The sequence below is a fragment of the Chryseolinea sp. T2 genome, from assembly GCF_037203685.1.
GTDB lineage: Bacteria > Bacteroidota > Bacteroidia > Cytophagales > Cyclobacteriaceae > Chryseolinea.
The window spans coordinates 462,065-477,145 of sequence record NZ_JBBCAU010000005.1 but is presented as its reverse complement, the minus strand read 5'-3'; the positions used below and the strand labels follow the sequence as shown (position 1 = coordinate 477,145).

11 protein-coding genes are annotated in these 15,081 nt (G+C 49.1%); 1 reads left to right on the top strand and 10 read right to left on the bottom strand.

What is annotated here, in order from left to right; all coding sequences use genetic code 11:
- The first annotated feature begins 6 nt into the window (after positions 1-6).
- The gene (locus WBG78_RS18730; protein WP_337327997.1) at positions 7-1,197 is read left to right on the top strand and encodes a trans-sulfuration enzyme family protein; all 1,191 of its coding nucleotides are present in this window, start codon (positions 7-9) and stop codon (positions 1,195-1,197) included.
- A gap of 57 nt (positions 1,198-1,254) precedes the next feature.
- Here the strand turns inward: WBG78_RS18730 and WBG78_RS18725 are convergent, their stop codons facing one another.
- The 10 genes from WBG78_RS18725 to WBG78_RS18680 form a co-directional block, all read right to left on the bottom strand.
- Complete coding sequence (locus tag WBG78_RS18725; RefSeq protein WP_337327996.1) at positions 1,255-1,572, bottom strand: rhodanese-like domain-containing protein; 318 nt, start codon at positions 1,570-1,572, stop codon at positions 1,255-1,257.
- A 78-nt stretch (positions 1,573-1,650) separates the two neighbouring features.
- Complete coding sequence (locus tag WBG78_RS18720) at positions 1,651-2,664, bottom strand: Calx-beta domain-containing protein (RefSeq protein WP_337327995.1); 1,014 nt, start codon at positions 2,662-2,664, stop codon at positions 1,651-1,653.
- A 157-nt stretch (positions 2,665-2,821) separates the two neighbouring features.
- A complete protein-coding gene (locus WBG78_RS18715) occupies positions 2,822-5,215 on the bottom strand; it encodes a M43 family zinc metalloprotease (protein ID WP_337327994.1) in 2,394 nt (797 codons plus the stop codon).
- A 10-nt stretch (positions 5,216-5,225) separates the two neighbouring features.
- Positions 5,226-5,702: a lipocalin family protein gene (locus tag WBG78_RS18710; RefSeq protein ID WP_337327993.1), complete on the bottom strand. Its 477-nt coding sequence runs from the start codon at positions 5,700-5,702 to the stop codon at positions 5,226-5,228.
- 2 nt (positions 5,703-5,704) lie between these two features.
- Positions 5,705-6,496, bottom strand: a complete 792-nt coding sequence (locus tag WBG78_RS18705; RefSeq protein ID WP_337327992.1) for a hypothetical protein — start codon at positions 6,494-6,496, stop codon at positions 5,705-5,707.
- A complete protein-coding gene (locus tag WBG78_RS18700) occupies positions 6,496-7,863 on the bottom strand; it encodes a RagB/SusD family nutrient uptake outer membrane protein (protein WP_337327991.1) in 1,368 nt (455 codons plus the stop codon). Before WBG78_RS18700 ends, WBG78_RS18705 begins: the two co-directional genes overlap by 1 nt.
- On the bottom strand, positions 7,860-10,877 hold the full coding sequence (locus tag WBG78_RS18695) for a SusC/RagA family TonB-linked outer membrane protein (protein WP_337327990.1): 3,018 nt from the start codon (positions 10,875-10,877) through the stop codon (positions 7,860-7,862). Before WBG78_RS18695 ends, WBG78_RS18700 begins: the two co-directional genes overlap by 4 nt.
- 379 nt (positions 10,878-11,256) lie before the next feature.
- Complete coding sequence (locus WBG78_RS18690) at positions 11,257-12,162, bottom strand: aldo/keto reductase (RefSeq protein WP_337327989.1); 906 nt, start codon at positions 12,160-12,162, stop codon at positions 11,257-11,259.
- 137 nt (positions 12,163-12,299) lie between these two features.
- The gene (locus WBG78_RS18685) at positions 12,300-13,661 is read right to left on the bottom strand and encodes a sensor histidine kinase (RefSeq protein WP_337327988.1); all 1,362 of its coding nucleotides are present in this window, start codon (positions 13,659-13,661) and stop codon (positions 12,300-12,302) included.
- A gap of 9 nt (positions 13,662-13,670) precedes the next feature.
- Positions 13,671-15,071: a sigma-54-dependent transcriptional regulator gene (locus tag WBG78_RS18680; RefSeq protein ID WP_337327987.1), complete on the bottom strand. Its 1,401-nt coding sequence runs from the start codon at positions 15,069-15,071 to the stop codon at positions 13,671-13,673.
- Positions 15,072-15,081 lie beyond the last annotated feature (10 nt).

Below are 15,081 nucleotides of genomic sequence, written 5' to 3'. Positions count from 1 at the left end.
AGGTTCATGGAAGACAACAATTTTGAAACCCTTGCTATCAGGGGGCAGTACGAACGCACCGAGCACCGCGAGCACTCAGTGCCGCTGTATCTGACGTCAAGCTTCGTCTTTGACGATGCGGAGCAGGCGCGCGCCATGTTCGCAGATGAGATTCCCGGCAACATATACAGCCGCTATTCGAATCCTAATCCGGATGAGTTTATTTCAAAACTCTGTGCGCTGGAAGGAACTGAAGACGGTATCGCCACCTCGTCGGGAATGGCTGCCATGTATTGCAGCATGGCTGGCATTCTTAGCAGTGGTGACCACGTTCTTGCCTGTCGTTCTGTTTTTGGATCAACGCACCAGATCCTGAATACGATATTCCCGAGATTTGGCATTTCGCATAGCTACGCCGATGTTGCCGCTCCGGAAGAATGGGAAAGCAAGATCCTGCCCAATACGAGGATGATCTTTGTGGAAACACCCTCGAACCCTGCCCTCGACATCATTGATCTGGAGTGGCTTGGAAAGCTGGCGAAGAAGCACAATCTGATTCTGAACGTTGACAACTGTTTTGCAACACCTTATCTGCAAAACCCCGCGCGTTTTGGCGCACACCTCGTAACGCATTCCGCTACCAAATTTATGGACGGACAGGGTCGCGTGATTGGTGGAGCCGTTCTCGGAACAAAGGAGTTGATTAAACAGGTGCGTTTCTTCGCGCGGCATACAGGCCCTACGTTGTCACCGTTCAACGCATGGCTCTTATCGAAAAGTCTGGAGACTCTTGCCGTACGAATGGAACGTCACTGCTCCAATGCACTGGCACTGGCTACGTGGCTGGAGTCTAATCAGGACGTTTCATTGGTAAAGTATCCATTCCTTGCATCGCATCCCCAGCATCGCCTGGCAAAGAAGCAGATGCGTCTGGGTGGTGGCCTGGTTACATTCGAAGTAAAAGGTGGGATTGAACAGGGACGCCAGTTCCTCAACTCGCTGAAGATGATCTCTCATACGCCTAACCTGGGGGATACACGCACGATCGCAATTCACCCTGCATCGACTACGCACTCTAAACTTACAGATGCAGAAAGAGCGGCGGTTGGCATAATGCCCGGCCTCATTCGCATTTCAGTAGGACTTGAAGATATGAAGGACATTATCGCCGATGTTCAACAGGCGCTGAAGGCCAGTTCGCCAAAAAGTCTGCTTTAGTATTTAAAGCATCAGTCATAAAAAACATGGCCGGATTGTCGTCCGGCCATGATCGTTTTAATAGGTTGGCATCTCCGGATCAACCTCCCGTGCCCAGGCCAGTATTCCACCCTTGAGATTGTATAGGTTAGTAAAGCCGTGGTTCTTCTCCAGCCATTGAACCATATTTCCGCTCCTGGCACCACTTCGGCAATGAATGATTACCTGCTTCGTGCGATCGATCTTGTCGACACTTGAAGGGATATCACCCTGCGGTATCAGCTCACCTCCGAGATCGCAGATGTCAAATTCATGCGGTTCACGCACATCAATTAATTGGAAGTCGGCGCCTGAATCCTTCAGCGCCTTTAGTTCTTGTACGGTTACTTCTTTCATCGGAATATAAAGTTGCTCTCAAATTAAATGCAAAGGGCAGACAAAGTCTGCCCTTTCTATTCTTGCTGAATGCGTTTTTTAGTTTTTCTTGAAATATTGCATCGGAAGGCCGATCACTGGACGGCTTACACGCTGGGCGCCAAGTCTCAGGCCATTCTCAAGCATTGGCGAACGGCTGCCTGTAGCTTGTTTTGTAATATCACTGAAATCGCTGAACGTCGCACCGGCTTTCTTGAACGTGCTTGCCAGAACCACCTCGGTGCCAGTTTCTGTATCCCATGCATTGATATTAGCCAGCGCATATTCTCCGTCTTTTACTACCGGCGTTCCTTGTACGCCGTTCACAACGGTAGCATAAGCAACCTTGAATTTCATCGGCTCTTTTGTACCAGAATAATAGTTGGCGCTGATACCATAGGTGCCGTCGGATATCACACCAGGAAGGAAGAAGTACTCATAATTCGGCGTGGTGGACGGGAGCAGGTTAGTTGGATAATCTCCGGCGAAACCACGGAACTGGTCATATGCCGGAATCAAAGCTCCACTGGTATTCGCTCCCCAAAAGATCAAGTCCATGTCAACATCGGGATAGGTAACGCCGGTTTCGCCCCAGCCAAGCAGAACAAATAACCCATCTTCCTGCTGCACGGTAATAGTAATGTCATCCGGAACTACTGGTGTCACCTCAGCAGGCTCGACGGCGTCAATGGAGAATATGATAGTTTCGTCTTCTTCCAGATCGGTGTCGGAATACAAGTCAAGCTCTATGATACCTTCGCTCTCGCCTTTGAGAATCTTTACCTCCTTGTAGTCGCTGGCGATCGCGTAATCAGAATTGTGCTGACCCGCCGCGGCTACGTCTTCCCACGCCGTTCCTGAGAGACTATAAGTAACTGTGATATCCTCCGGGGCTGCTTTGTCCAGGACCACTTTTACCTGAACTGTGCCATCCGATTCTTTTACTGTTTTAGTCTTTGCTTCAAAGGCGACCGTAGGGGGTACCGGCGGATCATCATCTTTACAAGCAGCAATCGTCAGCGCAACGGCAAACAGCACACAGCCCGACTTCAACAATTTCGAGTACTTACGCATTTTCAAAGGGTTAGAGTTACTTATAAATTTAACTTAATTCCGATAATTTGAAACGACATTTTACACCTTTGGGAGCGTCGACCGGAACGCTTCAAAAGGTCAGAAGTTCCGACTTTATTGCCCAGGGTCGATCTTAATTCCAGGGAGGGATCTTAATCTATGGGTCGATCTTGATCCACTTTCTGACCACCCTCGTTTTACCCATTTCAACTACGACATAGTAAACACCGGACCGCGCGGCGGATGCTTCTGAAGGAAGATCAATGGCCAGCGAGGGAAAATCTTTTGTTGCCGTCAGCGTGCCCAGAGCGTGCCCCGTGACATCATTCAGCCAGACGGAGACCTCACCAACGTAATCATTGTTAATCTGAACATGAGGTGGCTTAGTACCGGGGTTGGGATAAAGCGAAACGCCATTGTCCGGATCTGTTTCCTCTACAGCAACGACATCCTGCCTGATGTAAATCGTCGTCGTTGCAGTGTTATTGCAAAGATCAAGACCGGACCCGGTTGTCGTGTATGTAACTTCCTCTTGAGGATTCACGATCAGCTGAGGTCCTGTATGATTATTTACGCTGCCATCGTCTGCATTCCAGACGAAGATGCTCGCACCCTGTCCGTTTAACACCACTTGTTCACCTGGATACACGAGCACCTTGGATGCTGAAACCTGCACCGAGGGATTAGCACCGACGATAGGGCTGATATCCATCGCGATGTTGGCCCCGTAGGCCGTGGTGATCAATTGCCACTGGCCGTTTGCATGCTTTACCCACGACGTTGCGTTTGTGGCTTCGCCATCTTTCGAAGAATAAACCGCCACAGTGTCACCGGAGGCATACGTGATTTCAAAACCAATATGGAACGGTCTGCTGAATACGGGCGTCACTCTGTCGAACGTAATTGTTGTGGGACGACTGTTGGCAATGTCGTCCATAATCTGTTTGTACAGTACGGTCTTCCTTTCAATTACAGGGTTCGGTCCGCCTTGAACACCACGGGCAGACCACACGACTATATCAACGGTCGCCTCTTCATTTAGAGATTTCGCTTTGGCAAAGTTCACGGTAGCCCCACTTACATACTGATATCCGCACGCATTCTCATAGAATTCGGAATAACCGAGGCTTCCGGCACTGTTGTGCCCGGTGAGATATCCAGTATTGGTGTTATAGTTTGAAATCTTGATGAGTGACGGAGTGAATGAATCTTCGAAATTGCTCAGCTCGTTACATAGTCCTTCTTCCGATACGTTGATGTAACTCTCAATCGTGAATGGTTCAGATGGTCCGACGGAGTTAGTGGCCGTAAGGGTAACCTTGAATGAGCCTGGTGTGTTATAGGTGACTTTGGGATTTCGGTCAGTTGAGCTGCCGGGATCGCCTCCCTCAAATGTCCATGACCACTCTGTCGGAAAATTTGTAGAAAGATCAGTGAATTCAACGGTGCTACCCAGTAATACGCATCCCTTGTTGGCGGCCGTGAAATTCGCGACGGGCACATCATTAACGGTAGGGCTACACAAATTACCTTGCACGACGCTTTTCCGGCGCGGGCTAAGCTCGATAGCTGCCCGTATCCTGTTCTTCTGACCGACGGTAAATATGTTCTTACAGGGATCGTTGCTGTAATCCATATAGTTCTGCACCATGGCAGGAGAACCCCCGGGGCAACTTTGCGTAACCGGATTGGGACATCCCGAGCTTGGTCCAATCTGGGGAGGTGTGTCGGCTACGAAGTCATCCGCACATCTGCCATCGCCCCAGATATGCCGAAGCCCAAGCCAATGGCCGGTCTCGTGAGTTAGGGTGCGTCCCATATCGTATGGATCCACTAGTATGGGGAAGTTCCCCTTCTTGCTGGATCCGCAGGTATTATAAGCGATCACAACGCCGTCGGTAGACGCAGGACTGTTTGCCGGGATTCCCTGGAGTCCTGTCTGGTCCGGAAACTGGGCGTAACCCAGCAGGCCACCTTCTGAGGCTGCGAACTTGACCGTCCATACGTTGTAAAAAAGGTTTGGGTTCCAGATGGTTGTCGGCTTAAGCTGATTGTCGATTTGGTCCTGCGTCCAGTCGGCCCGGTTGCCGTTCAATCGCACGATGCCCGGCTCGGTCAGGTTACGTCCGTTTTCATCCAGCGGAGATAAGCAGAACTCCACTTCAATATCCGCACCAACCGGATTGTTGTTGAAACCAGGAGAGCCAGCCAGCTTTCGGAAATCCTCGTTCAATACATCGAGCTGCGATTGTACTTGTGCCTGACTTATATTTGTCCCAGTGCCTACAGCCTCACCGTTGTGTACGATGTGAAAGATAATCGGAATGGTGAGAACCTCAGCCATTGTTCGTCCTGCCCGTTGCTCAGCCCGCATCGACTCAACCTTTCGGAGAAGGGCGTTCTCGAAATCATCCAGCGTACCACGTTCCGGAAAGCGCGCTCTCAGAATGCTATCGCGCTCCATGGTCGAGCATTGTTCCGGCTGACGCACGGATTGTGCAAGCAACGGGGTCGCTAATAGCAGGGCGGCCACAAGCGTAAGCCACTTCATCGTTATGCGATTACTCCTCATCGGTCTTCTCAAAATGTATCCTGTAGCTTTCGGTGTTCTCCTGATCGAGGAACAGTTCCAACACCATCTTATTTTCTTTCAGTTCCCGTACAAAGAATGGAAGGACGCCTTCATCAAATATTGGCATCACCATCGTGAGTGTAGCGTTTGAATTTGTAAAAGTCCAGGTGCTGGAGGTCAGGGCTTGTTCGCCCTCAAAACACAACTGTCTGCCAGCCGTCGTTTCATACAACCGCTCAGTGTTCGCGTAAAATTTAAATCGATCGTCCGTGAGGCAGGCCTCCATAAACTTAGTTCGAACGGTGTCATTCAGCGCATACTCAAATAATGAAATCTTCCACGTCTTGCTCGTCTCTCCGCTCACCAGTTTGGACAACGTATAAGGAGTGGGCGTCAGCTCTTCAGAGCATCCGGCCACCACACAGGCAGCAACTGCAACCACAATGTATAAGATAAGTGCTCGCATTCTTACTCAGGTTTTAACACTATGGATACCGTGGGCTTGTCCTCAAAATCGACGAGCGTTATGTTCAGCAGAATCTCGCGCGTCGTGGGGTCAACAACTCCTTCGCCTTCTATGGTAGCCAGTTCGTCGTCAAGGGCATCTTCTTCCTGCTGAGGAATTGTAATAGTATTATCTCCATTATCAATGAACACCAGGTCCATTTCCGTTGAACTATTGAATACATCGAGGTTCCAGTTTGATAATGTATATGTTTCACAGTCCTGGCTGGTCACCGTCAGATCAGAGTAAACATTACCACCATTTAAGCGGTTGCCATTGTAACTGCCTCCCAAAATACAATCATCGTATATCGTGTAGGTGAAAGTACTTCCGATTGCACTGGCGCCCTGGCCAATCCCGATGTCATCCTGATCGGTCGCCTGAAGTGTGAAGACCACGTCTTGTGATCGCAGAATGTTATTGGCATTGTTGATTAACTGAATACGGATATAGCCGAAGTATTCACCGGCAGGAATGACGAGCTTTTTACGCTCATCAAGAATGACGTAATCTACGTTCTCCCTCGCGGTTCCTCCGATATCATAACTGATTGCCATGTCCTGATCGATCGCCGGTCCAACATTATGAACCTCAATCTTGATCACTTTACTATAACTCTCTTTTTCAAATGCGGCCGATTCAGTGAATCGCACATGATAGGGACCATTGAATAAGATTCTTTCCGTCTCACACGAGAAGGAAGCGATCATCAGGGCTAACCACACTAAGCTGCTTATGTATCGTTGAGAGCTCATCAGTAGCCTGGGTTTTGGTCGTCGGCGATAGCCGGATTGTTCTGCAGCTCCCGCTGTGGGATAGGCCAGAGGTTATAGTCCTCGCGCCAGTTTGGCGAGAATGCCGACATAACAGCATTAGCGCGTCCCGTCCTCACAAGGTCGTACCACCGGTGTCCTTCAAATGCCAGCTCATATCTTCGTTCTTCTTCAAGGAGCCGGAGCATCTGTGATTTGGTGACGGCGCCAACGGTCGGGGCATTGGCCCGTGCGCGCAAGACATTGATATCGCTTTGGGCACTGTTATCTCCTGTTGTCTTTTCCTGCTGGGCGCGGGCTTCGGCGCGGATCAGATACATTTCAGGTAACCTGAAGGCCACAACGTTATTGTTGTTTTCATCGGCAGTTCCATACTTTGCTACAGACCAACCGTTGTCGACGCCTCCTAATTTGGTTGCATCAAATTTGATGGATGAGAAGCGACTTCCCGATTCGGGAGCAGACAAAGCCAGAACCACTTCGTTGGAAGGAATAATTTCCCTGCGCCCTGCGAAAAGGTTATTCAATCCAATGTTACCATCGGTGCCTGGATCGTCGGAGACTAAATAGCTAACTTCAAATATGGCCTCTGAGGTAAGGTCCGTTGTTACCACGGTCGCGAAGTCAGACTCCAGGGTATACTTTTTGGAGTCAATTACGGCGGACGCATAGCTCTCCGCCTGTGACCAGTTTCCGAGATACAGATTTAGACGAGCCAGGCCGGCCTGAACGGCTGACTTGCTGATGTAAGCGGCGGTAGAGGCATCTTCAGGAACAAGGCCAAGGGCTGCCGTATAATCGCTGTTGATTTGCGCCAGCACTTCCGCAGCACTGCTCCGCGGTATATTGCGATTCGTCTCGATGTCACTGGTGGTAACTAAAGGCACACCTCCATACGTGTACAAGGCTACAAAGAAAGCGTATCCCCGCAGGAAGTATGCCGTTCCCATAACCTGATTTCGCTGAGCAGAAGGAACACCTTCCACCTGCGGAAGTCGTTCAAGGATGAAATTAGCAATGTAGATTGTATTGTAAATGTATTGCCACAGTATCTGCACAGAAGTGTTGGACGAGGTAATATGTTTAGTGCCCAGCTCACGGTATTGTGGAAACGTACCGTTGTGAATGAGATGGTCAGCAGTGAAGTCACCGGCGATAACCGCCGCGGGTATTACGTTGCGAACAGCAGAGTACAGTCCTAGTTCCACGTTCGCGACATCGCGTGGCTCGTTTAACACCACGTCATTGGTGAGGAGGTCAATGGGTTTGGGTTTCAATACATCCTCACACGCTGTTCCAGCCAATAACAACAGTGAGAGAAGCATGCCTTTGTAATGTCTTTTCGTCATCGCAGTGTCGCTGTTATTCCAACTGTTACTGTCTTCACTTGTGGTAATGTAAAAAAGTCAATGCCCTGCGCAGATACGGAACCGTCGAGCGTGCTGACTTCCGGATCTGAACCGGTGTATTTTGTGTAGGTCCAGATATTTGTGGCAGAGCAATAGACTCTGAACTGATCGAACATAAACTTCCGTGAGATTCTTGATGGTATGTTATAGCCCAGACTCACATTCTTCAGTCTGAGATAGGAACCGTCTTCGAGCAGGCGATTACTGTGGAGATTGTTTGTACTTGATTCGAACTCGTAACGCGGCACATCAGTGATGTCACCTTCTTTACGCCATCGCCGGAGGGCTTCGACCGACTGATTGCTCTCGAGTTCGGCGCCCATGTTCACCAGCGTTGCCTTGGTGTAGTTTAATACTTTATTTCCGTACGAGAACTGGAAGAGAAATGAAAGGTCAAAACCACGATAGCTCACCGTGTTGGTCATACCGCCTATGAGTTTGGGTTGTGAATTACCGATTACCGTGGCATCCGAATTATTGATAACACCATCATTATTGAGGTCCTCATAGATAGCATCGCCGGTTGCAGGGTCTACTCCCAGGAAATTCATTCCCCAGAACGATCCCATTGGATATCCTTCTTTGATCACATTTGTCGCAGTAACGCCTTCACCTGAATATCCCCGGAAAAGTGGAATGCTATCGGCGAGGAAGAGAACTTTGTTTAAGTTCTTAGACAGATTAAGATTGGTTGTCCATCGAATTGCGCCTTCAATATTCACGCTGGTGACACTGAACTCTATACCTTTGTTCTGCATGTCGCCGATGTTATCCAGTACCCCTGAAAAACCAGTGGTAGTAGGATAGGGACGGTTCAAAAGAAGATCCGAAGTTTTGTTGTAATAAGCATCGGCGGTTGCCTGCAAACGACCTTCCCACAACGCAACGTCTACACCCACATTGGTCTCCTGCGTTGTCTCCCATTTGATGTTGGGATTGTCGACGTTTGCCGGGCTGGATCCGCCCGTACCATCGTAAGTCGATGCCTGCCAGAGCGCCAGATATTGAAACGCACCGATACGTTCATTACCCGTGAATCCAAAACTTCCGCGAAGCTTGAGATCTGAGATCACACTGGACCTGAAAAACTTTTCCTGTGAAATACGCCATCCAGCTGAAATCGCGGGGAAGTATCCGAACTTATTGTTCGGGCCAAAATTGGAAGAGCCATCCGCACGGAAGCTGATCTTCGCCAGTATCCGATCATCCAGATCATAAGCAACCTCTCCAAAAAAAGAAATTAATGATGATGGAGGTACCTTGGAGGAACTTCCCTGGTCTACAATGCCTGCAGATTGGATATACGTAAAGTCATCACTCGGAAACAGCCGGCCCTGAACGCTTCCACTCATTTCATAGCGTCGCAGGATCTCGGTACCCAGGAGGCCGGTAAAATTGTGGCGTTCATTGATAGTTTTAGCATAGTTAACTGTGGCAAATGAGTTAACCGTAGTCAGTGTGCTTGCCGTGAAAGTACCATAGCCCTGGCCACCCACACTTGTCAAAAAGCCTCCTATGGCAGTTTGTGATGACTCGTAGTCGTCTTCAGTCACATCGTTGTAGTCTACGCTTACCTGAGCCTTCACACTCAAATCTTTTGAAAAAGAATAAGTCGCATTGAGGCCACCCAAAAGCTTTGCAGTTACTGAATTGAAACGAGGCAACAACGCCTGGCCTACCGGGTTGAAGTTTGGAAAACCTGCGTAAAGCGGCGAAGATGGACCGACGATGTTACCGTCTTCGTCATAGGGAACATCATAGGGAAGACTCTTAATTGCTCCGGAATAAACACCATCAAGAAAGTTGTCGCTCTTCACCCTTTTATTAAGAGTTCTCGATATGACCATGTTTGTTCCAAACGCAAGCTTATCAGTCATCTTCTGATCAATATTAATAGTTGCGCTGAGCCTGGTGAACTTATTATTTAGTTGCACACCTTCCTCGTCCCGATACGCTCCACTGATATAGTACTTTGTATTGTCGTCGCCACCATTGACGCTGAGTTGGTATTGCTGCAACACTGCTCTGCGCAGTACCTCATCCTGCCAATCGGTACTTACTGCATCCGTTACGCCGGGATTAAGGCCAAAAGCAGATGGGTTCTTATCTGCATTAGTAACGGCCTCGCGCTGCAGATCCAGAAGTTCACTTGCATTGAGAAGGTCAAGTTTATGTGTGGGTTCAATTAGTCCCCGCTGCGCATCAAAAGTAATCTTGGGTTTGCCCGACTTGCCCCGTTTTGTTCTGATCACAACGACACCATTCGATGCCCGCGATCCATAGGTTGCCTTCGTCGATGCATCCTTAAGGATTTCCATAGACTCGATGTCATTCGGATTGATCAAAGAGAGTGCGTTGTCCTGCTGCCCTCCGAAATCCCGGCCGGTGAGTTCAGCGGTTTCTACCGGAATGCCGTCAACAATGAATAGTGGGCGATTGCTGGCACTGATAGAAGTTACACCCCGAATCCGAACTGAAACGCCTCCGCCGGGGGTACCGGATGAATTCGTGACTTGCACGCCGGGAGCCTGTCCCTGCAGTGCCTGGTCAATGCCGGTGATGGCAATATCTTTGTAAGCAGAGGATTTGACAGAGGCCACCGAACCCGTGATGTCGCGTTTTTGAACTGAAGAATAACCGACGACCACGACTTCGTCTAGTTCGCGGGATTCTTCAATCATCAGTACCTCAAGCACAGGCTGTCCCGTATAAATTACTTCCTGCGTATTGTATCCGACAAATGAAAATATGAGCACGTCGTTGGGCTGCGCCTCGACCGTAAAGCGTCCATCAGCATCACTGATGGCACCGCGCGCAGTGCCTTTCACCACCACGTTAACACCGGGTAAGCCCCCGGTTTCGCTGGCGGATGATATGCGTCCGTTCACCGTTTGTGCGGCGGCCGTTAACGTAAATGACAGTATGATGAATACTACCAGTAAAGGTCTTCCCATAGCACAGGTTCTTCGACAGTTGTTCTAAAATTAAATATTAAACAATAAACCGCAACGCTCGGGATAGTTAAAGGAGATACAATGAAATTTTCCAATGCGGAAACGGAGCATTTCAGATACCACCCAATAAACTGAGTTCTGGCAATCGCGACCTCCCGAATACGTATCCTGGCACTCGCTAAGAGATAGCCAGATACACGCACTGCGAAAGAATAATTTTGTAGCCTGGAAATATTAAGGCTATGGCTCCGGGAATTTGCCAACCCCTGATTGTCTTCAGCTCGTCCACTAGCGCGTCCCATCATCCCTTAATCACATTTTAGCGGTGTCGTTGTCAACGCATCAGGCTGTTGGCCTATCACCAAGTTAGCGAAAAAAATCAGGCCGCAAGGAGTTTTATTATTTCCGCGCGCATTTGTGCGTCGGGAAATATGCCATCAGCGGCATTAATATTCTCCTGCATGTGCGAAGGGTTGGTCGTACCCGGTATCACGCAAGTTACGGCAGGGTTAGACAGTATATACTTAAGAAACAATTGCGCCCAGCTGTAGCAATGGATTGTATCTGCCCAGACTGGCAGCTTTCTACCGGCAACACGATTGAATAGTGCGCCTTCTTCAAAGGGTCGGTTGATGATCACGGCAATGCCTTTGTCACCTGCCAGCGGCAACAATCTCCGCTCGGCTTCGCGGCTTCCAGCAGAATAGTTTACTGCCAGGAAGTCAATTGACTCATTACGCATAATGCTTTCCAACTGATCATAAGCGCTTTCCAAATAATGAGTAATTCCCACATACCTGATGCGTTGCTCATCTTTCATACGATGCAGAGTGGGGAGGTGCGTTTTCCAGTCCACGAGATTGTGCACCTGCATTAGGTCAAGTTGCTGACGCCTGAGGAGAGAAAACGATTTTTCCATTTGCTCCCTGCCTTCTGTTTCCCCTGACGTCCAAACTTTGGTCGCGATAAACAGCTTGTCATTTAGTGAAAGGTCCGAAGAAAGTTTACCGACAACGCTCTCAGATCGGCCATACATCGGGGAACTGTCTACGACAGAACCACCCGTCGAGACAAGTACTTTTAACACCTGGGTGCGCCTCTCAAGTGCTTCCTGTTGATCACCAACATCGAAGGTTCGCCAGGTACCAAGGCCAACAGCTGGCAGCTTCTCACCACTTGACGGTATCGTTCGCATTACAACGTGAGCAGCACTGGCACCGAGGGTGTTAATGAAGGGCGCCAGACCGGCCGCTGTCAGATTTCGAATTGCACTGCGACGATTCATAAAACAAATTTAGAAGGATCTATAACTCAGCGCCTCCCGCAGGATTCAGTATTGAAGAAGAACCCATTTTCTGATCACAGTTATTTTCACGATGCCTGCGTTTGCCACATATGATCGCCAATAAGTCTTATTGAATACTAACGCGCCACAGGCAGTGCAACTGTGAAGGTGGTGCCCTCGCCGGGAGTTGAGTGCACAGTGATGTTACCTCTGTGTGAAGATACGATCTGTTTGGAAAGGCTCAACCCGATGCCAGAGCCATCTGTACGGGTCGAATAAAATGGGACGAAGATCTCCCGAAGGAGGTGCACGGGAATACCCTTGCCGGTATCAGTCACTTCAAATATCAGTTGCTTATCCTGTACGAATGCCGACAGTTGAACCCTGCGAAGAGTCACTTCTTCCGTTGCATAGACGGCATTGGAAATAAGGTTTATAAGCACTTGCTGAATTAACGCCGCGTCAAACGAAGGTTTTATATCGGTGCGTGTATACCTGGCGTTAAAAGTGACACCGCTGCGTTGGGCGGTGTCTTCCATCAGCTTGTGTACCGACGCTACAAAACCGTTCAGGTCAACGGGAGCGAAGTTTGGCTTGGGCACCCGGGTGAGCTTACGATAGTTCTCGACGAAGTCGAGCAATCCTTCACTGCGGACATGAATCGTGTTTAACGAAAAAAGGATGTCAGCAACAGTTTCATCGTTAAGCTTCGATGCCAGTTTACGTGTACCATCACCGTTGGTCAGCATGCCCTGCATCGTTTCGGTGAGCGATGCGATCGGTGTGATGGAGTTCATGATCTCGTGAGTAAGGATTCTGATTAGTTTGTGCCATGCTTCGAGCTCCTTTTGTTCAATCTCGGCGTTGATATCCTGTAACGTGATGAGTTTGCTTGGCCTGCCTAAGATTAACATGGTGGCAACATCGGTCGATATCATCCGGTTTCCCGTTGGCGCCTGTACCTCAATTAACTTTCGTCCCTCGTCACCGAGCTCAATAAGTTGTTCAGTGAACGCAGGATTTTGCTGACGAATGAGTTTCCAGTCCTGGCTCGTGCCAACATTGAGAAGTCGTTGCGCAGTACCATTGATCAGCGTCACGTTGTCTTCAGTTAATATTATGATTCCGACGGAAATTCTATCGACCAGCGCCTGCAGGAGTTGGTATTGCGCCTCCTTTTCGATCTTTACGTTTCGATAAGCATCGGCCAGCTCGGTCATTTGTTGTTGAAGCAACAGAAATGAGGACCCCAGGGGACGGTATTTGAAGTTAACAGAAAGATCACCGTGACGAATAGCAAACAGGAACCTGGCCATTTCACGGTTTGAGGTATTGACAAACCGAATAAGCTCAGCAAGGATAGCAATGATGACGATGACCAGAATTATTTGTGTAAAGAACAGACGAACGTCACCCCAGATCCACAACAGAATGCCAAGCACGGCAGTAAGGATCAGCACACGTATGACGATCAGCCATGTGAAACGTTGAGTAAGCATAATGCGGATTTACTGTAGTCCGTGTTTCTTCATTCGTCGATACAACGCGGTGCGTGTCATTCCCAATTTACGCGCAGTATTGCTCACGTTCCCTTCCTGCTCGGAGAGTGATTGCTGAATAAAGCGCTTCTCCATTTCGTCGAGTGTTTGAGGTTCATCACCGCTCGCCACAGGAGTTACCGGTGTTCCTATCAGTACTTCCGCGCTTTCGATCACCCGACCTTCATTCAGAATTACTGCCCGCTCCACAGCGTGCTGAAGCTCCCGGATGTTGCCGGGCCACCCATATCGCTTCAGCTTTGACACAACACGCTTGTCGATTTTCATTTCAGGGCGTTTGTACTTCTGAGAGAAGCGCTGCAGAAAATGTGTCAGTAGGAGAGGGATATCATCTTCCCGCTCTCTGAGTGACGGCATCCGGATTTCCACCGTGTTGATCCTGTACAAAAGATCCTGGCGGAATTTCTTTTCGAAAACCATTTCATGTAGAGGAAGGTTAGTAGCACAGATGAGTCGGAAATCAATCGGGATCTCTTTGTTTGATCCAACGCGTTGCACTTTTCGTCGCTGCAATACCGTAAGAAGTTTGGACTGTAAGGGCAATGACAGGTTTCCAATTTCATCGAGGAATAGCGTTCCTTCCGATGCGATCTCAAACCGGCCCGCTTTGTCCTGGCGCGCATCTGTAAAAGCACCTTTAACATGGCCGAACAACTCACTCTCGAACAGGGTTTCTGTGATTGCGCCCAGGTCAACCGTGATGAAGTCATTGTTAACGCGATTAGACCTTTTGTGAATGGCCCTGGCCACGAGTTCTTTACCCGTACCGTTCTCACCAAGGATCAGAACATTGGCATCGGTTGCTGCGACACGGTCGATCAGTTCGTGAACGCGTTGTATGGCCTCCGATTCCCCTATAAAGTCTGTATAAGGATGATCGATGTCGTCGCGAAGCTTATCGCGACTCGTCTTCAGTTTCTGTACCTCCTTGCGTGTAGCCCTCAGTTGTATCGCCGACAGGATAGTGGCGAGTAGCTTTTGATTCTTCCATGGCTTCAGGATGAAATCCACGGCACCGTTTTTCATTGCCTTAACGGCAAGGTCAACTTCGCCGTATGCCGTTATTAATATCACCACCGCCTCCGGATCGATACGCAGAATTTGCTGCAGCCAGTGAAAGCCTTCCTCTCCATCATTCACTCCCTTCTTGAAATTCATGTCCAGAAGGATTACATCATAGTCGTTTGCCCGAAGCAGAGTCGGAATCATCGCTGGATCACTTTCTATGGTCACCAGTGAGAACTCCTGCTTTAAAAACATCTTCGCCGTCTCAAGGACATCGCGGTCATCGTCAATGATCAGTACTTTTGCCTGCTGCATAGCACTAAACATGGTAAATTCCTGTATCATTATCAAACAA

Bases quoted from the DNA above. Each gene is read 5' to 3' on its own strand.
- WBG78_RS18730 (WP_337327997.1), top strand. From the start codon at position 7: ATGGAAGACAACAATTTTGAAACCCTTGCTATCAGGGGGCAGTACGAA.
- WBG78_RS18725 (WP_337327996.1), bottom strand. From the start codon at position 1,572: ATGAAAGAAGTAACCGTACAAGAACTAAAGGCGCTGAAGGATTCAGGC.
- WBG78_RS18720 (WP_337327995.1), bottom strand. From the start codon at position 2,664: ATGCGTAAGTACTCGAAATTGTTGAAGTCGGGCTGTGTGCTGTTTGCC.
- WBG78_RS18715 (WP_337327994.1), bottom strand. From the start codon at position 5,215: ATGAAGTGGCTTACGCTTGTGGCCGCCCTGCTATTAGCGACCCCGTTG.
- WBG78_RS18710 (WP_337327993.1), bottom strand. From the start codon at position 5,702: ATGCGAGCACTTATCTTATACATTGTGGTTGCAGTTGCTGCCTGTGTG.
- WBG78_RS18705 (WP_337327992.1), bottom strand. From the start codon at position 6,496: ATGAGCTCTCAACGATACATAAGCAGCTTAGTGTGGTTAGCCCTGATG.
- WBG78_RS18700 (WP_337327991.1), bottom strand. From the start codon at position 7,863: ATGACGAAAAGACATTACAAAGGCATGCTTCTCTCACTGTTGTTATTG.
- WBG78_RS18695 (WP_337327990.1), bottom strand. From the start codon at position 10,877: ATGGGAAGACCTTTACTGGTAGTATTCATCATACTGTCATTTACGTTA.
- WBG78_RS18690 (WP_337327989.1), bottom strand. From the start codon at position 12,162: ATGAATCGTCGCAGTGCAATTCGAAATCTGACAGCGGCCGGTCTGGCG.
- WBG78_RS18685 (WP_337327988.1), bottom strand. From the start codon at position 13,661: ATGCTTACTCAACGTTTCACATGGCTGATCGTCATACGTGTGCTGATC.
- WBG78_RS18680 (WP_337327987.1), bottom strand. From the start codon at position 15,071: ATGATACAGGAATTTACCATGTTTAGTGCTATGCAGCAGGCAAAAGTA.